This is a genomic window from Dyadobacter sp. BE31, from assembly GCF_031457695.1.
In the GTDB taxonomy this organism is placed as follows: Bacteria; Bacteroidota; Bacteroidia; order Cytophagales; family Spirosomataceae; genus Dyadobacter.
This window is the reverse complement of record NZ_JAVDXA010000001.1, coordinates 1527901-1550663: the sequence shown is the minus strand read 5'-3', so window position 1 is coordinate 1550663 and position 22763 is coordinate 1527901. Positions and strand designations below refer to the sequence as shown.

Annotated in this window: 20 protein-coding genes; 4 read left to right on the top strand and 16 right to left on the bottom strand. The window is 49.7% G+C overall.

Going from position 1 to position 22763, the window contains the following annotated elements; genetic code table 11:
• Positions 1-240: 240 nt before the first annotated feature.
• The 3 genes from J2Y43_RS06490 to J2Y43_RS06480 all read right to left on the bottom strand — a co-directional run bounded on the left by J2Y43_RS06490 (position 241) and on the right by J2Y43_RS06480 (position 6076).
• Positions 241-3981 (bottom strand): PVC-type heme-binding CxxCH protein, encoded by a 3741-nt coding sequence (locus J2Y43_RS06490; RefSeq protein WP_309980740.1) that lies wholly within the window; start codon positions 3979-3981, stop codon positions 241-243.
• A 48-nt stretch (positions 3982-4029) separates the two neighbouring features.
• On the bottom strand, positions 4030-4503 hold the full coding sequence (gene tnpA / locus J2Y43_RS06485; protein ID WP_309980741.1) for an IS200/IS605 family transposase: 474 nt from the start codon (positions 4501-4503) through the stop codon (positions 4030-4032).
• A 448-nt stretch (positions 4504-4951) separates the two neighbouring features.
• Entirely contained in the window at positions 4952-6076 is a 1125-nt protein-coding gene (locus J2Y43_RS06480) for a Gfo/Idh/MocA family oxidoreductase (RefSeq protein WP_309980742.1), read from the bottom strand.
• A gap of 302 nt (positions 6077-6378) precedes the next feature.
• Between J2Y43_RS06480 and J2Y43_RS06475 the strand changes: the two genes are divergently transcribed.
• The 3 genes from J2Y43_RS06475 to bioB all read left to right on the top strand — a co-directional run bounded on the left by J2Y43_RS06475 (position 6379) and on the right by bioB (position 9561).
• Entirely contained in the window at positions 6379-6933 is a 555-nt protein-coding gene (locus J2Y43_RS06475) for a GNAT family N-acetyltransferase (protein WP_309980743.1), read from the top strand.
• 70 nt (positions 6934-7003) lie between these two features.
• Positions 7004-8434 (top strand): glycoside hydrolase family 125 protein, encoded by a 1431-nt coding sequence (locus J2Y43_RS06470; protein ID WP_309980744.1) that lies wholly within the window; start codon positions 7004-7006, stop codon positions 8432-8434.
• A 146-nt stretch (positions 8435-8580) separates the two neighbouring features.
• Positions 8581-9561, top strand: coding sequence for a biotin synthase BioB (bioB, locus tag J2Y43_RS06465; protein ID WP_309980745.1), 981 nt, complete (start codon positions 8581-8583; stop codon positions 9559-9561).
• Here the strand turns inward: bioB and J2Y43_RS06460 are convergent.
• The 7 genes from J2Y43_RS06460 to J2Y43_RS06430 form a co-directional block, all read right to left on the bottom strand.
• Positions 9539-9817: a hypothetical protein gene (locus J2Y43_RS06460; protein ID WP_309980746.1), complete on the bottom strand. Its 279-nt coding sequence runs from the start codon at positions 9815-9817 to the stop codon at positions 9539-9541. The genes bioB and J2Y43_RS06460 overlap by 23 nt on opposite strands.
• 326 nt (positions 9818-10143) lie before the next feature.
• The gene (locus J2Y43_RS06455) at positions 10144-10527 is read right to left on the bottom strand and encodes a transcriptional regulator (protein ID WP_309980747.1); all 384 of its coding nucleotides are present in this window, start codon (positions 10525-10527) and stop codon (positions 10144-10146) included.
• On the bottom strand, positions 10515-10817 hold the full coding sequence (locus tag J2Y43_RS06450; protein WP_309980748.1) for a type II toxin-antitoxin system HigB family toxin: 303 nt from the start codon (positions 10815-10817) through the stop codon (positions 10515-10517). Before J2Y43_RS06450 ends, J2Y43_RS06455 begins: the two co-directional genes overlap by 13 nt.
• A gap of 110 nt (positions 10818-10927) precedes the next feature.
• The gene (locus tag J2Y43_RS06445) at positions 10928-12103 is read right to left on the bottom strand and encodes a PepSY-associated TM helix domain-containing protein (protein WP_309980749.1); all 1176 of its coding nucleotides are present in this window, start codon (positions 12101-12103) and stop codon (positions 10928-10930) included.
• A gap of 24 nt (positions 12104-12127) precedes the next feature.
• Positions 12128-14602: a TonB-dependent siderophore receptor gene (locus tag J2Y43_RS06440; protein WP_309980750.1), complete on the bottom strand. Its 2475-nt coding sequence runs from the start codon at positions 14600-14602 to the stop codon at positions 12128-12130.
• A 227-nt stretch (positions 14603-14829) separates the two neighbouring features.
• Positions 14830-15657, bottom strand: coding sequence for a sugar phosphate isomerase/epimerase (locus J2Y43_RS06435; RefSeq protein WP_309980751.1), 828 nt, complete (start codon positions 15655-15657; stop codon positions 14830-14832).
• A gap of 248 nt (positions 15658-15905) precedes the next feature.
• Positions 15906-16334 (bottom strand): META domain-containing protein, encoded by a 429-nt coding sequence (locus J2Y43_RS06430; RefSeq protein ID WP_309980752.1) that lies wholly within the window; start codon positions 16332-16334, stop codon positions 15906-15908.
• A gap of 259 nt (positions 16335-16593) precedes the next feature.
• On the opposite strand from J2Y43_RS06430, the gene J2Y43_RS06425 reads away from it, so the two are divergent.
• A complete protein-coding gene (locus tag J2Y43_RS06425) occupies positions 16594-17454 on the top strand; it encodes an AraC family transcriptional regulator (RefSeq protein WP_309980753.1) in 861 nt (286 codons plus the stop codon).
• 28 nt (positions 17455-17482) lie between these two features.
• On the opposite strand, the gene J2Y43_RS06420 is transcribed toward J2Y43_RS06425, so the two are convergent.
• The 6 genes from J2Y43_RS06420 to uxuA form a co-directional block, all read right to left on the bottom strand.
• Positions 17483-17809 (bottom strand): helix-turn-helix domain-containing protein, encoded by a 327-nt coding sequence (locus tag J2Y43_RS06420; RefSeq protein WP_409014384.1) that lies wholly within the window; start codon positions 17807-17809, stop codon positions 17483-17485.
• 2 nt (positions 17810-17811) lie between these two features.
• The gene (locus J2Y43_RS33540) at positions 17812-18066 is read right to left on the bottom strand and encodes a type II toxin-antitoxin system RelE/ParE family toxin (RefSeq protein ID WP_409014407.1); all 255 of its coding nucleotides are present in this window, start codon (positions 18064-18066) and stop codon (positions 17812-17814) included.
• A 178-nt stretch (positions 18067-18244) separates the two neighbouring features.
• Positions 18245-19678: a Gfo/Idh/MocA family oxidoreductase gene (locus J2Y43_RS06415; protein WP_309980754.1), complete on the bottom strand. Its 1434-nt coding sequence runs from the start codon at positions 19676-19678 to the stop codon at positions 18245-18247.
• Between the two features lie 41 nt (positions 19679-19719).
• On the bottom strand, positions 19720-20577 hold the full coding sequence (locus J2Y43_RS06410; protein ID WP_309980755.1) for a ThuA domain-containing protein: 858 nt from the start codon (positions 20575-20577) through the stop codon (positions 19720-19722).
• A 23-nt stretch (positions 20578-20600) separates the two neighbouring features.
• Positions 20601-21392 carry a glucose 1-dehydrogenase gene (locus tag J2Y43_RS06405; protein WP_309980756.1) on the bottom strand — a complete coding sequence of 264 codons (792 nt, stop codon included), beginning with the start codon at positions 21390-21392 and terminating at the stop codon, positions 20601-20603.
• A 25-nt stretch (positions 21393-21417) separates the two neighbouring features.
• Positions 21418-22623, bottom strand: a complete 1206-nt coding sequence (uxuA, locus tag J2Y43_RS06400) for a mannonate dehydratase (protein WP_309980757.1) — start codon at positions 22621-22623, stop codon at positions 21418-21420.
• Positions 22624-22763: the final 140 nt, after the last annotated feature.

The following is a 22763-nucleotide window of genomic DNA, read 5'->3' as shown; positions in this document are numbered from 1 at the left end:
TTGTCTTTTTATTGACCTTTATTATTATTTATTAATAAAAATTATTAAATAAATACTATTTAAAAAATGGTAAAAAAATAGCTCTCCGGTGGATCCTGACGATCCATCGCATATTTTGTGTTTTAAAATCAACCATCCAGATTCGCAAAGGCATTTTTAATGCCTTGCGAATCTGAACGTTGATAACTATACGCTAAACTTGAATTGCTTTTGAAACCATAGGCTAAGCGCAGTTTAGAATTATAACCCTTTGTCCTTTACAACTTTCATGACCCCGGTCATCAGACGCCAGTGGCCAGGGAACGTACATACATACGGATAGTCTCCAACCTGATCCGGTACTACAAACTTCAAGCGGTAAGTCTGGCCGGGGTTTACGAGCGGTGTCGCGGCCAAAACCTGAGGGATATTAGGTACATAATTCTTTTCTGCGCCGTCTTTGGCGGTGATCATTTTGTCGGCAGCAGCGCCGATGATCTCGGTAGACTTGGGACGTCCTACCACTATGTTGTGCTGCATCGCATCCGGGTTTTCGAACACGATTTCAACCGTTTTGCCAGCCACCGCAGTGAATTCGGTGACAGTAAACTTCATTTCTTCACGAATAGCCTTGATCGTCACAACCTGGACATTCGGGTCGGAAGCAACCTCTTCTTTGATGCCGTAAGATTCCAGCAATGTAGTGTAACGGCCGCTCAAATCGTCAGGAATCGTACTTTTCACGCTTGCCAACAGTTTTTTGCCTTCGTCGTTAGCCGTTTCCTGACGTTTAGGGTTCCATGCTCCGAGAATACCTTTCACGATCGCATTGCGGCCCTGTGCATCGAGTGATTGCGAGGTCTGGATGAGTTTCAGTACATCGTCACCGCTGGCATAAGAAGTATAGCCGCGTACGGTACGCTCCAATGCGAAGTCGGAGAGGCGATCCAGGCGACGCACTTCGAACGACTTGCTCATCGTGTTGTTTTTGTTCTCATCTTTTTCAGGAACCACATTATCCACATCCACGGTAGCTGTTACATTCACTTTACCCGCTTCGTCGGAACTAAAACCGAATGCGGTTTTCCAGGGGCCGTTGTTACCTTCCACGAGCTTCACCGTTTCGCCCGGCGCGATGCCGTTGGTCAGCTGGCGGCTGATGTAGTTGGTATTCAAAGAACGGCTGCGGATACCCACATTCACCGTCGGCACTTGCTCCTTGGTAACAGGTACTGATCCGATGTTGGTTATCTCGATCACCACGCGGGCATATTCACGTACGTAAGGCGTTTTCGGCTCGATGGTAATGTTAGTTACTGCGAGGTCTGCTGCACCCTGCACGGTCACTTTACTTGCGCCGTGCCCTTCGTGGTTCATTGCCGAGTGATCTGCGTGGCTGGCAGCGGCTGTTTGCTGGGTAGCCCCCGCTGAACCAGCTTTCGCAACACGTTGAGCAATGTATTTCGTACGCAATGCCCCGTCATGCGAGTTCAGGATGGCGGCAAATGCATCCGGCATCCAGCGGTCTTCTGCATTGGAATAGGTATCCAGCAACGTAAGTACTGCCGTTTCGATCTGCGGGGTCAATGGAATCTCAGAGAATGCGAGGAGCGTGTTCAGGACTACCAATGGCTCTTTGTCGTGCAATGCATCGGCGGTAAGCAACACTTCGCCCGTTGCGGCGGTGCGTGGGAGCACTTTCACAGCCGTTTTGCGTACGTCGTTGGATGGGTGTTTCAATGCTTCCACTACCACCGGCAATACTTGCGGGTCGGAGATGGCATTCAGGCCTTCCAATGTCCACAATGCGTGGATTGCAGCCGTATTCAGGCCGATTTCGTCAACCGATTTGTCTTTAACGAGTTCAACCAGTTTGGCTACCACATCTTTGTTGCCGCGTTCTACCAAAAGGCGTTGCGCGTGCTGGCGCCAGAACATGTTGTTGTTTTTCAAAGTCGCCACGAGCTCTTCCGGACGCGATTTGCTCAATGCAATCGGGGTGTACTTCGGCGCATTCTTCCAACCGATGCGGTAGAGGCGGCCGTGGGTGAAATCGCGCAGAGGCGTTTCGTAAGCGTTACCTTTTCCGTTTTCGGAGCCCTTAGGTGTAGGGTTGTGCTGGATAATGTAGCTGTACCAGTCGGCTACCCACACGGCGCCATCCGGACCAACTTCTGCAAATACGGGAGCAACCCATTCGTCGGCACCTGCGAGGAGGTTGAAGCCGAGCTGATCCTCATAATCCGTGCCTTTTTTCACCATTATGTTCTGGTGCAGAATGTGGCCGGTAGGCTCGGAAACGAATGCGACTTTGTTCCAGTATTGTTTCGGATAAGCGCGGGCGGTGTAGAAGTTGTGGCCTGCTGCGGCAGTGAATCCACCGAAAACGTCGACCTGGCGCACTTTCGGCGTGATAGGTTGCATGTCCTTGTGGGTATCGGTGCTGCGGCTGCCGTTATCCACTTTGCTTTGGCCGAAATAGCGGTTAGGAATGGCGCTGTACCAGCCGTGCGAGTTGTTGGCAGTAGAACCGAACAAATCGCCAGCCTCATTGAAGCCCAATCCCCAGGTGTTATTCGAAGTTTTAGCCACGATTTCCATGTCCGAGCCATCCGGCTTGAAACGGAACAATGCCTGACCGAAATCGAGCTGGTCGCTCTTGCCTACTTTGCCTTTGAAGCCGGAGTAACCTACTGATCCATAAACCCAGTTGTCGAAGCCGTAATGCAGGTTGGAAGGCCCGGCGTGCGTATCGCCGGTGCCGAAGCCCGAGAAGAGAATTTTCTTCACATCAGCCTTATCATCACCATTGGTATCCTGCAAGAACAGCATGTGCGGCGCTTGCGAAACGACTAATCCGCCGTTGGCAAATGCCATACCGGTTGGAATGCTCAAATCATCGGCAAACTTGGTGAATTTATCGGCCTTGCCATCGTTGTTGGTATCCTCGCAGATCAGGATGTAGTCGCTGCCGCCTGTGTCCTTGCGTTCGTTGGGGTAATCTTTGGTGATGAGCACGTACAATCTGCCGCGCTCGTCCCACGTCATCGCGATCGGGTGCATGACATCCGGCTCGTGCGCGAACACGCTCAGTGTAAAGTCTACCGGGATTTGAATGTGTTTCACAGATTCTTCCGGTGAAAGCGGCAACTGCTGCAATTGCGGGCCGGGGCGCTGCTCGTAGTTAGGAAGCTTTGCCTCGCGGTATTCGAACGGCTTCGGCGCCAATGCGGCCAATGCCTTGCGCGCATCGTCGTTTACAGCCCAGAGAATACCTTTTTCGATCAGGTCGGCAAATCCTTGCGTGCCCCAGGTGCGCTCGTCGTGGCCGTACGCGGTGTAGAAAATGCGGCCTTTGCCATGGGTTCTCACCCAGGTATAAGGCTCTTTCTGCTGTCCGGGGCGGTCTTTTTCCTGGTCTTTCTGGATCAGGCGTTCGGTAAGTACGATGTTGTCGGGTTGCAGCAACGTGTGCAAATACGTTTCATCCACCGTTTTGAATGGCTTCACGCCTGCGATGGCCGGGTGGTCGGGCTTGGTCCATACCGGCTGGATGGTATCCCAGGTATGGCGCCAGAACTGCCCGCCGATCAGTTTCACCACTTCAGGGTTGTTGCGGAAGCAATAAGAAGCGCAGTGAACAGGGATAAAGCCTTTTCCGCTGGCCACATAGTCGAGCAGCGACTTCGCCTGTTGCGGCGCAATCGAGTCCCAGTTGGCATACAGCATCAATGCGTCGTACTTGGCGAGCGTTTCAGGGTTCAGGTCGTTGAGGTTATCCGTGTAGGTAAAGTTGAAGCCTTTTGGACCCAATGCAGCCATGATCTGCGGAACGCGTTCGGCGGGCTTGTGATGGCCCTTATCGCCCAGAAACAGGATTTCCAAACGGCGAGCTTTCGCTTCGCTTTTGGAGCTTTTAACCGACGCGTTCTGGGAGTTTTGCTGAGAGGCACATCCCAGCAGGACAATACCTAAGATAAAGGATAACGCTTTGGTTTTCATTAGATTAATTGTTTCTTGTTGTATTTAGGAACTAATTAAAAAAATCTGTCAGCTCCATTTATAAATTTCCTGGAAATCAAACAGATATTCATTTTTGTATTCAACTTCAAAGTCTCGCAACATTTGAAGGTATTCTTCGCGGAACGTCGTTTTTCTATGATGCTCCTCCTGGTTGGCAATGTATCGAATCACATTGTCGATGCTGCTACGGCTGTACGAAAATGCTCCGTAACCTTTTTGCCAGCTGAACATCGGGATATTGTGATGCTCTTTAATCCATTTGTTCGAGGATGTTTTAATATCTTCAACCAATGTCGGTAACGGTGTTGATGGATTGTAACCGATCAGGATATGTATGTGATCGGGCATTCCATTAATCGCCAAAGGCTTCGATTTATGGTTGAGGATGATTCCTCCGATATATGCATACAGATCATTTTTCCATTCTTTGCTGACCAGACTTTCGCGGCCTTTGACCGAAAAAACAATTTGTATGTATAGCTGTGTATAGGTATTTGCCATTTTTGATAATGTGTGTGTTGTGATAAATTTTACTTGATTCTACAAATCTTGCGGTGCTCTGCACCTTGGCATTTGCGTTGGTTTACCGCGTTTTTTACAAATCTTGCGGTGCGCTGCACCTTGGCATTTGTGTTGGTTTACCGCGTTTCTACAAATCTTGCGGTGCGCTGCACCTTGGCATTTGTGTTGGTTTACCGCGTTTTTACAAATCTTGCGGTGCGCTGCACCTATGTTAATTTCCGATCCCTACGTATGGTGCAGAGCACCAAAATACTTGTAGAAAATCCAGGCATTGCGCATTTTTCAAGGTGCAGCGCACCGAAAGATTTGTGGCACAGAAAAATTTGTTGACGTTGTGGCGATTATGATTTGGTTATTGTTGTAATGGATCATAAACATTCATATTACCGTTTTATTGATTCATTTTATTCCACCCAAATCTTTTCACCTAAACATTCTTAAAATCCGGCAGCTTGATAAGCGCGCCGCCTTGCAATGCCGATTCGTGCGCGAGGATACCTACGCTCGTCCAGTTGGCCGACTGCCATGCATTCGGGAACGGTTCGCGGTCTTCGATGAGCGCGCTGATGAACTCATGCGCCAAATGCGGGTGCGAACCACCGTGGCCGCCACCTTGCACGAATGACAAGTGTGCGTTGTCGTCCAGGTTATAAACGCCGTGACCGGTAAAATGACGAATTTCCTCAGGCAAATAATGCGCGTAATCAGGCGTCGCTACTTTCTCAGGAATCTCATGCTCAGGCTTTTTCGCGGTGTGGATCACCGGATCTTCGCCTTCGATCAATGGCCATTCGAATGATTTTTTGCTGCCATAAACCTCGAAGCTTTCGCGGTATTGGCGTGCCACATCGAACAATGAGCGGTACACATAAGCCGACAAGTCGCTGTCTTTGAATTTAATATGTGCTGACTCAACGGCGAATGGCGAGTTGTGGATCTTGATCAGGTCCTCGGAGATCGTTCCTGAGCCGAAGCATGATACATATTCCGCTTCGAGTTTCAGCAAACCTGCTACCGGGCCTACGCAGTGCGTCGCGTAATGCATTGGAGGCAATCCGGGCCAGTAGTCGGGCCAGCCCTCCATATCCTGCTGGTGGCTCGCTTTGAGGAACTGAACTTTGCCGAGCTCGCCTTTTTCGTACAATTCTTTGACAAACAGGAATTCGCGTGCGTACACCACGGTTTCCATCATCATGTATTTCTTGCCCGTTTCGCGGGTAGCTTTCACGATCTCGATACAGTCTTCTACGCTCGTGGCCATGGGTACGGTACACGCCACGTGTTTGCCCGCACGGAGCGCTTTCAAGGTCTGCTCAGCGTGGTTGGGGATAGGGGAGTTGATGTGTACTGCGTCGATGTTCGGGTCTTTCAGCAACTCGTCATAGTCGGTGTAGCGTACTTCAATGCCGTATTGGTCGCCGATTTCATTCAGTTTCGATTCGGTACGCTGGCAAATCGCGTACATATTGGCATTGGGATGTTGCTGATAAATGGGAATAAACTCGGCGCCGAAGCCTAATCCGATAATGGCAACATTAATTTTCTTAGACATATTGATTAACAGGTTAATGATTCAGTAGATCAGCAGCTTAGCGAAAAAATCGATTTAGTTCTGCTCATGCTGCCCGCCGGATGGGCCGGTGTTTCAAGATGAGTTGGTGTGGATAGTAATCGACAATACAATTTTAAAGCAAAATAGTGCTAAAAACTTTTCAGGTTTTGATTAGTACTGTGCGTATTTTGATCTATTTTTGGGCTAATATCGGTTTTAATGCAAAAAATAGCTAGAAGGAGTGCCCGAAAATGCCGATTTTGCGATTATTGAGGCGTTTTCTTTACCAAAATTCCCACTTTATGATTCGATCCGCCCGCCCCGAAGATGTTGATGCAGTAGCCCCACTACTGATCCTTGGCATGGGACATATTGCAGGTATTTTTGCACGCTCGGATAACCACGCCGATGCAATACCTTTCTTCCGCGAATTTTTCCTGCATCCGGCCAATCAGTACAGCTATGCCAACACGCTGGTGTTCGAAACCGAGGCAGGCATCATCGGTTCCATCAATGGTTATGACGGGGCATTACTGCATGAGTTGCGGCAGCCTGTGCTCGATAAGCTCCGCGAGGCGGACCCGACCTTCGACCCGAACGACGAAACGGAGCCGGGGGAATACTATATCGATTGCGTGAATGTGCATCCCGATCATCAGGGCAAGGGCATTGGTAAAAAGCTGATCAATGCGCTTTGCGAACATGCGGGAGCCCTCGGACATGCGCGTGTGGGGCTTATTGTGGACAGGGAAAACCCGGCGGCAAAGCGGTTATATGAAAAATTAAATTTCCAGGTCGCTGGGGAAAAGGACTTTATGGGTCACCGTTATTTTCATATGGTGCGGGAGAGTTCGTAATGTCCCAAATTTCCCTAAATTGCTTTTTTATATTTAAAGAGCACCCGAAACCCATTAATATCCTACCTCTATGTTCTTAAGAAGAGACTTCATCAAGGCGGGCGCATTGGCGGTCGCTGGTATGGCTGTACCCAAATGGTCGTTTGCTAAAAGTGCCGACTTTCCGGTAGTGCGTATCCCGGTCGAGAAACGCAATTTCACAAGTCCGGCAGTGGAAGCGACCATTGCCCGAATGAAAAAGGTCATTAAGGATCCCGAGCTGGCTTGGCTTTTTGAAAACTGCTTCCCCAATACGATTGATACCACTGTACATTATAATCCGGTAGACGGTAAGCCCGATACATTCGTAATCACGGGGGATATCGATGCCATGTGGCTCCGCGACAGTACGGCGCAGGTGTGGCCTTACCTGCCGCTGCTGAAAGAGGATCCGAAGCTGAAAGATATGGTAGCAGGCCTCATCAACCGGCAGACCAAATGCATCCTGATCGACCCATATGCGAACGCATTTTACGATCGCCCTAAGGAAAGCGAATGGAGCAAGGACCAAACCAAGATGAACCCTATGCTCCACGAGCGCAAATGGGAGCTCGATTCGCTTTGCTACACCATTCGTTTGGCCTATAACTATTGGAAAACCACCGGCGACACCAAACCATTCGATGCCGATTGGTTGAAGGCCATGGAGCTCGTGCTGCAAACCTGTAAAGAGCAACAGCGCAAAGATGGGCCAGGCCCGTACCGGTTCGGTCGCGTTACTTCGTGGTCGACCGACACCGTGCCAGGCAATGGCTATGGCAACCCGATTAAGCCGGTGGGTTTGATTGCGAGCACCTTCCGGCCTTCGGATGATGCTACGATCTTTCCATTCTTCATTCCTTCGAATTTCTTCGCTGTCGTCTCGTTCCGCGAGGTGGCTGAATTGCTGGAAAAAGCATCCGCCACGAAAAACGCAAAATTGGCGGCTGATTTCAAGGCGTTGGCCAGCGAAGTAGAGGCTGCATTGAAAAAGCACGCGGTTGTCGAGCATACACAGTTTGGGAAGATTTACGCATTCGAAGCGGATGGCTTTGGTAACCATGTGATGATGGACGACGCCGGTATCCCGGGTCTTATCAGCTTACCTTACCTGAATGCTGTTTCAGTGAAAGACCCGATTTACATCAATACACGCAAATATGTGCTGAGCGATACCAACCCGTATTTCTTCAAAGGAAAGGCGGGCGAAGGGCTGGGCAGCCCGCATACGCTGGTGAACCAGGTTTGGCCGATGGGAATTATTGCACGTGCCATTACTTCTACCAGTGATAAGGAAATCGAAGCGCAGCTGAAACTGCTCAAAACGACCCATAACAACACCGGTTTCATGCATGAATCGTTCGATAAGGATGATGATTCGAAATTCACACGCAAATGGTTCGCGTGGGTGAATACGCTCTTCGGCGAGCTGATCCTGAAACTCGAAAAAGAACGTCCGCATTTGCTGGCGAAAGTATATTAAGGCATTGACATGATGCCATTCTCAAATGCCTCCCGGACTATAAACCGGGAGGCATTTTTGCATTACCGGACTATCACATTTCTTCCAAACCGGACGCAATCCTGCCCCGGCTGGCAGGCTACATTTGGTTCGAAAACAATGTCACCATGCAAACTGCAACCATCCGCAACGACTGGACGCTCGACGAGATCGAAGCCATTTATAACCGCCCATTACTGCAACTGATTTACGAGGCAGCGACTGTTCACCGCCAATGGCATGACCCGGAGCGCATTCAGGTGTGTACATTGCTATCCATTAAAACCGGTGGTTGCCCCGAAGACTGTGCCTATTGCGGACAGGCGGCACGGTACCAGACCGGTATTGATGTAAAAGCATTGATGAAAAAGGACGATGTGGTAGCCATTGCACGCCGTGCCCGTGAGGGAGGTTCAAGCCGTTTTTGTATGGCGGCTGCCTGGCGGGAAGTGAAGGACAACCGCGATTTCGACCGGGTACTCGAAATGGTGACCGAAGTAGCCGGGCTGGGGCTTGAAGTATGCTGTACCCTCGGCATGCTCACCGAAACCCAGGCCGAGAAGCTCAAAGCCGCCGGCCTTTACGCTTACAACCACAACCTTGACTCTTCCGCAGAATATTACGAGCAAATCATCACCACGCGTACTTACGACGACCGTCTGAACACCGTCGACCACGTGCGTAATGCGGGCATATCCGTGTGCTGCGGGGGCATCATCGGTCTGGGTGAAACCCGTGAAAACCGCATTCAGATGCTCCACACGTTATCCACCATGCCCGAGCACCCGGAGTCCGTACCCGTGAACGCGCTCGCCCGCGTACAGGGAACACCGTTGGGCGATATGAAAAAGGTGGATACCTGGGAAATGGTGCGCATGATCGCCACCGCCCGCATTCTGATGCCCAAAGCGATGGTTCGTCTTAGCGCCGGACGTATGGAAATGAGTGAATATGAGCAGGCGTTCTGCTTTATGGCCGGGGCCAATTCAATTTTTACGAATGAGAATGGGGAGTTGTTGGTGACGCCGAATCCGGGGATGGGGCAGGATCGGGAAATGATGGAGGTTTTGGGGTTGAAGGCGTTGATTAAAGAGGAGGTGAACGCTTAGCAATGTCGTCGTTACTGGCTTCGAGCTTCGCAATTAATGTCGCCACGCGCAGCTGATTGACAATGTGCTCTCGCATTTCGGGCGTGACGCGTGTGAGGTTTTCGGTAAAAAGATAGGCTTCAATTAAGGTGTTGAGGGATTCGATCATTTCGCTGCCGCTGTCTTTTTGGAAGAAGTTTTTGATGAGTTGTCGTTGGTAGCTGACCTCGTCGTTCAGTATGGCGGCGACGGTGGTTGAAGTTTCAAGTGTGTCCATAAGTGTGAAAATTTTAGGTGAATATTTGTGCAATTTTCCAACAAATGTGGTTGAAAAAAATTACTTCGGAGAATACTTGATCAAAGTCTGCACTTCTATTTCTCCGTACTCTGAAAGAATTTCTTTCATTCGTGCTTGTGAAATGCCCCTTTTATAAGTGAAGTCTCTCCAAGCGTAGGTCAGTTTTCCTTTCTTTACTTCGGCTGGAAGTGATGGGTAGATGTTCGTCAGCCACCACTGAAAAGCCTCCTCCATGGAAGTAAATGTCTTCATTGAGACAAATATAAGAATTTGTGTAGGCTTCCAACAAATGAGCTCGCTTTTGTTTACATGTGAGCTAACGTGATGTCAGCAGGAATGTCGAGTTTCTCTCTAATCACTTTCAGGAGCGAAATGTCCGGCCAATGATCTCCATCGATAATTGTTTGAAGCTCTTCGTTCGAAATTCCAAGTGTTTTAGCGAGGTCTTTACCTTCACACATCATATCGTACCTGCGAAGTTCGAGAATACCTTCGAGTGTCGACGGCTCGGGAATTTCGTATATACTTTGTTCGTAAGCCATTATTGCCTCTGCCATAGCACGTATCTGGGCATTTTCTTCGGCCGTAGTGTCAGCCTCGTCTTTTTCCATCAGGGCGCCCACTTTTTGGATCAAAGCAGCGTGCTCATCGTCGTTAGTAACTTTGTAATTCGGTGTTAAGTTTTCCATAGGGATCGAACGTCTATTTTGTCATATTGTTGATGCGTTCCAATAAATCGGATGTATACAGTGCGGCTGTTAAATTTGATCTTCACAATCAATCTGTAAGTGTTGCCTCGAATGTTAAACACATAAAGGCCGTGGCCAATTGCATCCACGGAGTTAAACGCTAGTTTCACATCATGAGATGTTGAGAAGCTAGCCTTCTGTGTTATTCTGTACCAGCTGATGAGTGCTTCTTTCGAATCAGGGTATTTATTGAAAAAGTCACGGAGGGTTGAATAACTAAATATAACCATAATGTGTGATGAAGTGTTAACAAAAATCCCTGATAAAGCTAAGTGAGTCTTAACTCTATCAGGGATCCCTTTATCAAGCAACCGGTTTGACTTACCCGGTGTAACAATGGCTAGCTAACAGTCACATTCGCCCGGCTACTGGCAGCAAGTGGCACAGCGTTTTTTCTTAGCTTCTTCTCCTTCTTCTTGAACTTCCTCCCAACCCAAATTACTACGCCGGTAACCGGCAACGTCGCGGTAATCAATGCTACAAGTAATGCCAGCACCTTCGAAGGCCAGCCCCAAATGCTGCCGGTATGGATCGGAAATACGAGCCGGCGCACTTTCATGCCGGTAGTTTCGTCGTCATAAAGGCGTTTGCTGATAAGCTTGCCGTCGGTTTGATCGAAGTAAAGGAAATCGACGACGTTGCTGACAGAGGCGTTTTCGTTGACTTTGGAAACGGTGATGGATAGGCTGTCGGATTCCGGTAGTGTGAGCTGAATGCGGCCCGGATGGGGGAGTAGGCGATGGGTTTCAGTGACGATTTTGGCTAATGTACCGATGGATAATGCATTAACGCTACCGATGTTCGCGGGTGCTTCACGTTTTTGCTGAAGCTTGCCGTCGAAGGTGAGGAAGATCATGCCGTTAACCCATTTGTAGCTCCAAACAAGGCCGGTTAGTGCGATCAGGAAGGTGAATGGCAGTACGTAAAAGCCGAAAACAGCGTGTAAATCCCAGTTGAGGCGCTTGAATTTAGCATTCCATTTGATGGTGAAGCGCTGTTTGGTTTGCTTGCGGTTGGGCCACCAGAGCACAAGGCCGGTGATCATGATCACAATGAACATAATGGTGGCGACGCCGGTAATGGCTTTGCCGGTGTCTTCCATGCACAGATAGCGGTGCAGTTGGAGTACAATGTGGAAGAACGAATCGTTTTCGCGGCGCGTATCGGTGATTTGAGCGGTGTAAGGATTTACAGCTACGGAAAAAACGTCTTTCTCTTTCTTACCTTTCACCAAACCGAATATGACCGTCCGGTCGGGGTGGCGCTCGATCTCAATGCGGGCAATGCGCTGCTTGGGATAGGCGTTTGCAACGGTAGCGCGGAGATTATCCATCGGAAGTCGCGACTGACCTTTCGGAGCTTCCACGACGTGGAATTTTCGGTAGATCACTGGTTCCAGCTCCTCTTCGAAAACCATGATACTACCCGTAAGCGCCACTACAAAAACCACAAGGCCGGAGGAAACCCCCAGCCATAAGTGCAGTTGCGATGCAATCTTCTTGAATGTCTTTTTCACGGATTTGATGAAACAGCACGCATTTTAGAAAGTATAAGAAATGGTCGCCATGAAATTGCGTGGCGCGCCCGGGAAGAGACGCAGGTAATCATACCCGCCTACCCAGTAGGTTTTGTTGGCCAGGTTGTTGAGGTTGACCTGGAATTGAAATTTGTCGATTTTGTAATAAACAGCCCCATTCAGCAATGCATAGCCTGGCAATGTCTGGGTGTTGTTCAGCGATAGGTTACGCTCCGTGACGAAGTTACCTCCGAGCCCGACGCCGAAGCCGCTCAGTAGGTTATCCACAAAGGTATATTTCGTCCAGACGCTCCCCTGGTTTTTGGGTGCATTGGGTTTTTGCAGGTTCACCAGCACCTGGTCGCTTGCCTTTGAGCCGGCATCGGTGATCTTCGCATCGTTGTAGCTGTAAGTGATGATCACGTTCCAGTTCGGAAGGATATTTCCTGTCACATCAAATTCTACCCCTTTTGCTGTTTCTTTACCAACCTGGATCATCAGGTCGGGGCGGTCGGCTGCATTGGCAGAATAGAGGGTGTTGCTTTGTGTGATTTTGTAAACCGAGACATTGGCAGTCAGGCGGCCGTCAAGCCATTCTGTCTTCAACCCGGCTTCCGAAAGGCTGCTGCGGATCGGGTCGAATGGCCCGCCGGATAATGGGTTGCTTTGTACAACCGGGTCCTGCGGGTTGTAGCCTTTGGTGTAAGTACCGTACACATTGACATGGTTCGTGAGCGAATAAACTGCCCCGATGCGCGGCAGTAATGCGTGCTGTGTTACATTCTGCTCGTTGTTGGTGGTATAGCCTTTCTTATCAATGTAGGTATCATAGCGTAAGCCAAGCAGAATTTGCAACTTTTTGATTTTCAGTTGTTCCTGTAAATACAAGCCATGCAATTTGTAAAGCACGGGCGTAGTTGCCGAGTTGGCGGTCACGTTGTAAATGTACTTGGAAGGGTCTTCCATGTTGTTGTTCTGCAACGTAAGGTCGTAATGCGAAATATTCGGCTTGGGAATGCTGTAAGTAACGCCGTTCTCGGTGTAGTTGTAGAAAACATATTTCTCAGGCGTTTTGGGATTGTAAGCCGCCGCGCCACCCGCTTTGAGCAGGTAACCGTTCGCGGTTTGCTGGCCGGAGCCTTTCGGGGTCGACGATTGGATAAAATCATAACCCGCCACCAGTTTGTGCTCTGCAATGCCCGTGTTGAAGTTATGGTTGAAGAATAGCGATACATTATCCATGAACGACTTCGTTTTGCGGACAAATACCTGCCGCGCTACGAGGTTTTCGATAGCCTTGCCAGCGGAATCCACCGCATTCACATTGCTGCTGCGGTGTTCGAGCAGGTCTTCGGAATAACCCGTGCGCAGGTAGGCGACATTGAATGAGGTATTTTGAGTAAACTGGTGGTTCAATGAAGTGGTAATCAGGTAAGTTTCTTCATTGAGATAATCATTCACCGCATTCAGCGACGTGCGGATTGAGCTGGAATAAAGGTCGTTGCCCTTTACCGACTGGCCGCGGTCGAGGCGGCTGTTGGAGCGGTTGAAAACGAGGTCGAAATTGATGCGGGTCTTCTCCGTAGGCAGGAATGATACCGACGGCGCGACAATGATGTTTTTGTCAAACTGCAAATTCCGAAAGCCCTGTGCATTCACGTATCCCAGGTTGAGGCGGTAAAGCAAAGTCTTGCTTTCGTTCATCGGGCCGGTAAAGTCGGCCAGGGTGCGTAGGGTGTTGAAGCTCCCGGTTGTAAAACTCAGTGATTTTTGTGGCGTGGCAAGCGGTTTTTTGGTCACCCGGTTGATCGTGCCGCCCGGCGAGGTGTTACCATACAATGCAGAGGCTGCACCTTTGATGACTTCCACGCGTTCGAGGTAGTTTACCGGCGGCTGTTTCCAGAAGCCCGAAAACGTGCGCAATCCGTTTACTAATTGGGTAGTGCTGCCGCCGTTCATGCGGAAGCCGCGGATCGTCAAATCGTCATAGAATGTAAACTGGTTCACACCGCTCATGTTTTTCACGGCATCGCCCATGAGGAAGGTACCTTGGTCGCGCATTACTTCCTTGGTAATGTAAGCGATCGCCTGTGGCACCTCTTTGATAGGCGTAGCAGTTTTGCTGGCGATGAACGAAAGGTCGTTTTTGTAGGTCGTTTCGCGACGACCAGTAATTTCCACCGTTTGCAATTCCTGGGTATTTTCCTCGGTGGTAATGTCGAGGGTAGCTGTTTCGTCGGCCTTCACGTGCACGGCGCGGTTGATACGCTTGATACCCACACCCGTACCTACGAGTACGTAATGGCCGGGAGCCAATGCCTTGAACTCAAAATCGCCGTCGGCGTCCGTCAGTGTTCCCTGGCCCGTTCCTTTGAGGATCAGGTTGATAGATTCCGCGGGTTGGCCTGCGGAATTTTTAATATTGCCTTTAATCTGGCCTGTTTGCGCGAATGTAAGGGAGCTGCAAAGAGAAAGGATGAGTAAACAAAATATCCTCATGATAATGGGGTTAAATAGACTGGCTGTTGGCAAAACGGTGTCAAAAGTAGTCTTATTTAGACCAATCCCAAATAATAGATTCTATTATTCTGCACTCATTTTCTTATTCGTTCTAATTGTTCAATTTTTTCTAATAATACTTTTATAGCCAGTTAAATATGCCTTTAATTTGCATTTAACTGGCTATAAGCTAGGTAGGACATCCTGTATGATGCAATTCCGGGCGATTACCCCAGGTTGGACTTGATGAATGCCAATCCATCGCGCATCAGTTGCTCTTCCGAAGCGAACATCTTGCGCCAGATGTTGGCTACCGGCAGTTTCGGGCTGAATGCCTCGATGCTGATCCAGCCGTCGTATTTGATGTCGCGGATCGACTGGAACACGCCTTCCCAATCCACATTACCCTTGCCGGGCGTGGAGCGGTCGTTTTCGGAAAGCTGGATGAATGAAATGCGGTCGCCGGCTTTGCGGATGGTGTCGCCGATATTTTTCTCTTCGATATTGGCGTGGAATGTGTCGAACATGATCTTGCAGTTCGGGTGGTTCACGTCGTCCACGAAGCGGATGATCTCGTCGCCGCAGCTGGTGAGGTACAACTCGAAGCGGTTGAGGTATTCCAAGCCGAGGGTAATGTCGAGCGATTCGGCATAGTCGGCTACCTCGCGGATTCCCTCGATTCCCCAGTGCCATTCTTCCTCGGTGGCCGGTTTACCTGTGAAGACGCCGAGTGCCGAATGGTACGGGCCCATCAGGCGGCTTGCGCCGAGTACGAGCGAGCAATCCAATGCACTTTTCAAATGATCGATCGTGTGGCGGCGCATGGCCGGGTCGGGGCTGATCAGGTGCTCAGAAGGACCGCAGATCGTGTCGGTCTCGCACGCGAGGCCCAAGCTGTCGAGCTTCTGCCGGAACTTGAACCAATGCTCGGGATTTGTATTGAAAATTGGCACCTCGACGCCGTCAAAACCGATCTCTTTAATGAGTTCGAGGGTAGGAAATAGGCTTTCGTCAATCTGGTTTCCCCACAAAAGGAGGTTCATGCTGTACTTCATCAAAAATCGAATTTATCTCGCTGGCGAATGGATTAGGCGGGATGCAAATGCCCCTGTCTTTTCAGTATACAATCTTAAAGTAAAAAAGTACTGTTCAATATACACGATTTGACGAGTAGTTAGCTGATATTGATAAGTTGGAATCTACTTGCACGAATATCAGGGTAAAATCGACTCATTGGCCCAATACAAAAGTGGCGGCCCTTTTGGAAAGACCGCCACTTTATGAATTTTATATTCAATGCACGCTACTGCACCCGGCTGAAAATGAGCTGATTGTTATTTTCGTAATACAGGATCAACCGGTTGGTTTTCAAATCATACAGGTTTACACTGGGCAGTGCATTGACGAACAGATTGCCCCAGTTCGTTTCCACTCTTTCGGTGCCGCCCCCCCCGATCTGGATCGTATTTTGTTGGGCGGTTTCGTAAAAACCTGTAAGAATATTGGTGGAAGTAGTGCCTTCCAGCTCGCCTTTCTCTTTAAAATTGAGACTTATATCCATCACTCCCTTCGTAGTAGCGGGCTTGCTGATGGTATCATCCTCCTGCACGATGCTCTCCAATTGCCATTTGCCGGTCAACTCCACATTGCTGCTGATTGTGGTAGTTTTTCCACAACCTGCCAGCAGCGAAAAAAACAGCACGGATGCTGTCGGAATTATAAGGGCTTTCATATGCGTAAATAAATTTCAGAACTACCTATGATTGACATCGTACTAGCAAAAAAGGTTGCAAAAAAGTTGAGCGGCTTTATAAATCTACAAAAAATATGCCAGTCGTCCGAGTAAGGACGGCATATTTTATAACGGTTCCAAACGCAGATTCTTTTGCCGATAAGGCAATCTATTTTTTGTGAATAAATTTCATTAATGATCGTATTTTGATAGTAATAATGTAATATTGCTGATCTTTTGGGTAAAATCCTGACAGAATATGAAAGCACCAATCCACAAAAACATCGAGAGTCAGGTCCGCACGGTGACGGTCCATGAGCTCAAAGAGCCCCATTTTGATCCCAATTGGCATTTTCATCCGCACTACCAATTATTTACCGTTCTGGAGGGAACCGGCAAACGGTTGATTGGGGATTCCATTCAAACCTTCGGTCCGGGCGATACGGTGTTTCTCGGCCCGGACGTGCCGCACCTTTGGCGCAGCGACCCGGCTTATTTCGAAGCAGGTTCGCCGTTGATGACCCACGGTATTGTACTCTATTTTCAGGAGGATTTTTTAGGGAAAGACTTTCTCGACAAGCCCGAAATGCTTGGTCTCCGTCAGCTGTTGGCCGACGCCAAGAGAGGGATTTCCTATAAGGGCGCGCTCTCCGAGCATATTCGCGAAGAGCTTATATCGCTTACGACTATGGAAGGGTTTAAAGGTATTCTGCAATTGCTGACACTGCTCGACAAACTTGCGCACGACAACTCGGGCGAGTTCATTTCAAGTTATGGTTATGTAAACAACTTCAAAGTATCGGAAACCGAGCGAATGCAGAAGGTACATAATTACGTGTTGCAGCATTTCTTCCAGGAAATCCGCCTGAGCGATGTCGCTTCCCTCGCCGGCATGACCGAAGCCGCATTCTGCCGCTATTTCAAGGCCCGCTCGAACAAGACCTTCATCGACTTCGTCAACGAAATCCGCATCGGCCACGCCTGCAAACTCCTGCTGGAAGACAAATGGACCATTGCACAAATCGCCTACGACAGCGGTTTCGATTCACTATCGAATTTCAACCGGAATTTCAAGAAGTACATCGGGCATACGCCGCGGGAGTATAAGGGGAATTATTGATGATATTGGAAGCTATTGGTATTTGTCGCTATCTAATGGTCAATGTTTGCTGATTGACTCTAACGTTGAACTGAACTTCTGCTTTTAAGGCGCTGAAAACTTTCAGGATGGTATCAATGGTTGCACTATTGGTGCCATTTTCGAGTTTAGATATCTGTGCCTTTTGCACCCCGACGAGTTCTCCAAGTTGCTCCTGCGTAAGATTCCGCTCTTTACGAATAGTTCTGATGGCCCGGCCGAGTAGGTCCATGCTTAGTTTATGTTCATGTGCATCTCTGGCAGGACTGCCAATAGGGCCTATGTACTGGTCTTTCAATTCTTCCAGCGTGTATACCTTCATTTTTGACTTTCCCATGATTATTGTTGTTCTTCAAAATATCTAGCTCTAATTCTTAACGCTCGTTGTATTTCCTGCGACGGGATTTTCGCCGACTTCTTAATGAAGCCATTGGAAGCTACTACCAGCGTGTTTTTTGTATCTGACTTGTCCCAAAAGGCAAGCAGCCGAATTTCATTACCATTATAAGTTGCCTTAATTCCCAAATATGCTGGTGAATTTTTTTTAACAGTCTGGGATCGTTCGTTTGTGCCGCCACTCCCATATTGTAGAATATTTTATCTATCGCCTGCGGATGAAGGGTACGAAGAAACCGATTGGCCTCTTCCAATATTAGTGTGTTGAAGTAGTGCATGTGGTCAATATAAAGATAATGTGTGTTTCTAAATTTGGAAACTCCTAAGGGAAAAAATATCCTGACCAGTCAATGCCGAGCCAGGATATTTCAAAGTATCAACCTTTTACATTATTCGTCCCATACTTCCCACGCTGAGGCCGTGAGAGCATTGCGGTAGCTTCCTTATCATTTATGAATTGCTCTTTTTTCGGGTCCCATTTCACTTTGCGGCCGAGTTTCATGGCCGTGTGTGCGAGGAGGCACGCGGTGCATGAGCGGTGCGCGATTTCGGCGTGGCTGATGGTCTGCTTGCCGCTCTGGATGCTTTCTATCCAGTTCTGGTGTTGCTCGGGGCTTTCGTACAAGTGGATTTCGTTGGGCTGGATGACCGAGCCCAGTATTTTTGGATCGCTGGCGTAGAATGCTTTGTTCTCTTTTGCATTCTGTGCCGCCACGGGGTCGGAGGCTGTAACGCCCACATTTCCCCGCGAAACGAAGATCCAGCCCTCCGTCCCTTCAAATTTTACGCCATTGGGGTTAGTGCCACCGATTTCCATTTGTACCCCATTTTCATACAATGCATTCACCAGGAAATCGCCATGCACGTCCCAAAGGCCGGAACCCTTTGCCGGGAACGTCGCCTTGCCTTCGATCTCGATCGGGCCGGTGAGCTCGGTGTCCATTCCCCAGTGCGCGATGTCGATGTGGTGCGACCCCCAGCCGGTGATCATCCCGGCACCGAATTGTTCCAGACGAAGCCAGCCCGGACGGTCGTTGATGTCCGTTTGTGAATGCACGCGGTCTAAAGTATAGTAAACCTCCGGTGTCGAGCCAAGCCACATATCGTAGTTCAGATTGGACGGAACGGGCATTTGGGCTGTATTTCCACCCGCAGGATCACCGGGGAGGCCCACATATACTTTTTTCAATTTGCCAATGCGGCCATTGCGCACCAGCTCACAGGTGCGCTTGAACTGCGGCCACGGGTTCATCGATCGCTGTTGGCTGCCCAATTGGAAAATAACCCCCTTCTTCTTGATCATATCGGCCATTTGGCGGCCTTCGCGTATCGTGAGCGAGGTAGGTTTTTGCATATAAATGTGCTTGCCGGCAACGGCCGCCTCCATGGCTGGCTGTGCATGCCAGTGGTCGGGCGTACTGATGATGACCGCGTCGATGTCCTTACGACCGAGAATTTCATGGTAATCGTCGTACGTTTTTACTTCCAGGTATTTGTCCTTTCCGGTACGCTCGACGTATTTCCGTTCGATCCATTCCTTGCCTTTCGCAAGGCGGTTTTTATCCAGGTCGGCCACGGCAATCACGTGTGCCGCCTCATTTTTGATAACTTCCGGTAAATCGTGCGTGGAGCCGATACGACCAAAGCCGATCTGTCCGATATTGATCTTGTTGCTCGGCGCATTTTTGCCGAACACACTCGATGGCACGATGGTTGGGAACATCGATGCCGCGATAATGCCCGCTGTACCTTTTGCAGTGGCTTTCAGGAATGACCTTCTGTCCTGATTTTGCTCCTTCTGATCTTTCATTTTGTATGCAGATTTAGGATTGATGACTGATATGGTTGTGGTTATTTCGAAAGTGCCGGAATAGTGTTCCGCACCGGATCCTGCGGGCTGGTAGCGTAAGCCTTGCTGTAATTTCTTGGTTTCTGCGGCCCGATTGCCCATTCAATGGCACCGAGGATGTGCTTGCGCAGGTCTTCCTTTTCATAGTCTTCCTTCTGATGCCCGAGTGAAGAGTAGAAGGAACGTCCGCCATCGTATTCATGCCACCATACCGACGGAAATACATTCCCGAAGGTATCCAGCGCTTTCCCGGCTGGTTTTTGAATGGTTGAGTGATCATTCACGGCCAATACATTCAGATTTACGCCGAGTTCTTTGATGAAATAAAATTCGTCGGTTTGCCGGGGCCATTCTTTGCCAAGGTGTGCAAGCGAGGGGTTCTTAGGATCCAGGATTTTTACAGAAAAGCTCTGCCCTGGCTCATGCCAGAAGAAAGTTCCGCCCAGCAGATCCTTGAACCACCGCCACTTACGCTCCGTACCGGACGCCGAATGCAGTCCCACAAAATTGCCGCCAGCCTGAATGTAGCGCATTAAAGCTACGCGCTGCGCGTCGGTGTCGAAAACGTCGTTGTTGGTATTCGAAAACACCAGGCAATCGTATTGTTTCAGGTTCTCATCGGTAAACTTCGACGGATCGGAAGTGGTGTCTACGGCAAAGCCGTTCTGTTTCCCCAGGGCGAGGATCGCTATTTTGGAATTGGCAATGTTGTCATGGACATAGCCCTTGCCGTTCTTGGTATAGACGAGGACCTTGACCTTGTTCCATTTGATTTTTTGCGCGTGTGTGCTTACGGACCCGCCCAGCCCGAGGAATAGCAGGCAGAGCAGGCATGTTGTCAGGATGTTTTGTTTTTTCATTGGTATTAAAAGAAAAGGTTTAACTAAAATCCAATTGAATTGCCGCCGTCCACGGGTAGTGAAACGCCGGTAATGAACTTAGCGGCCTCCGAGCTCAGGAACACGGCTGCCCAGCCGATATCGTCCGGTTTGCCCCATGTACCCATTGGCGTACGGTCCATGGCTTTGTCGCGCCGTGAAGGGTCGCCGTTCATGGCGGTGAGCATCATCGGCGTTTCGATGAAACCAGGCGCGATGGCGTTTACACGTACATTATAGGGTGAAAACTCCGTGGTCAACGCTTTCACCATTCCACCAACGGCCGATTTCGATGCAGTGTAAGCCACCACGCGATCGATACCGTACAATGCAGCCATGGAAGTGATCATGAGAATGGACCCTCGCTTGCGTTCCACCATGCGTTTACCGCATTCGCGGGTGATCGAGAAGACGGCATGCAGGTTGGTCTGGATAACGCGGTCGAAATCCTCGTCGGAAACTTCTACGGCGTGTTTTTTCATGTTAATGCCTGCGTTATTAACCAGAATGTCGATTTCTCCCACTTCCGCTTCGATCGTTTCGATCAATGCAGGCAGCGATTTGAGGTCTGTAACATCGTTGACAAAGTAGCGTGCATTCGCGCCGAGCTTGGGCAATGCTTCTTTCAAAACCTCCTCGCGTCTGCCGGTGATTACAAGCTGTGCGCCGGCTTGCGCGAGGCATTGTGCAATGTAAAAGCCGATGCCGCTTCCTCCGCCGGTGACGAGGGCAATTTTGCCTTCCAGTGAGAAGACATTCAGTGATGGTGTTGTTTCGATTTGACTATTTGTGGACATTACCTTAAAATCTATAAAACCTTGATTAAAACTCCCGGACTGACTGTGCGATGCTCATCTCCAATCCCCGCAGTTCTGCCAGCGCTTTGAGCCGGCCGATCATCGAATAACCGGGATACGTCTTTTTGTGCAGGTCGTCGAGCATCTGGAACCCGTGATCGGGCCGCATAGGCAGCAGGTTGTCGGTATAATGTGCGGCCTTGCGGCGCAGCTCCTCCTGATGCAGTGCCTTAACCACCTCATACATGTCTACGTCACCATCCAGATGTGGCGCTTCATGGAAATTGCGGTTATCTTCTGCTTCTCTTTTCGTTGTTCTGAGGTGGACGAAATGGATGCGGTCGCCCAAGCGCCGGATGATGCCCGGCAGATCGTTATCCGCGCGGACACCCAGCGAGCCGGTGCAGAAGGTAATGCCGTTGGCCCGTACGTCACACGCCTGCATCAGCTGCGCGAGATCGGCTTCGGTACTCACCACACGTGGCAGGCCGAGTAACGGCCGCGGCGGATCGTCGGGATGGATGCAAAGGTTAATGCCCAGCTCCTGCGCCACAGGCGCTACCTGGCCGACAAAGTAATAGAGGTTTTCGCGCAGCTCCTGGTCTCCGATTGCTGCATATGCATTGAGCAGCTCCTGAAAATTGGCAAGTTCAAATGCTTCTTCCGAGCCTGGCAGGCCCAGTAAAACCGTGTTTGTCAATCCCTGAATATCAGCGGGGGACATGCGTTGCAGTTTCTGCCTGGCCGATTCGCGCACCTGCTCGTCGTAATCTGCCTCAGCGCCCGGGCGTTGGAGAATGTAGAGATCGAACAATGCAAAGTCCTCCCACACGAACCGCAGCGTTTTATGGCCTTCTGGGAATGTGTAGGTGAGATCCGTGCGCGACCAGTCGAGTACAGGCATGAAATTGTAACACACCGTCCGGATCCCCTCCGCCGCTAGATTACGCAGCGATTCCTTGTAATTTTCAATGTATTGCTGGCGTGACGGCAGCCCTTTCTTTATATGCTCGTGTACCGGGAGGCTCTCTACTACCAGCCATTTCAGGGTGGTGTACCGCTCATTGCCCGCTTCAACCAGCGAGATCCTTTCGCGGATCGCCTCTTTTGTCCACACATCCCCAACCGGTATCTGGTGTAGCGCAGTGACGACTCCGCTGCATCCCGCCTGACGGATGTCCATCAGCGAAACCGGGTCATTCGGGCCGAACCAGCGCATTGTTTGAATCATAGCGGAACAAATTTTTTATAAAAATATAAATATTATCTTGTATTGTAACCGATTGCATTAACTTGCCGTAAATTTTGGCCGCAGGGATTCCTGCTCTGCAATAGACGGGAAATGCCCCTGTAATCCCCTACAAGAAAAGA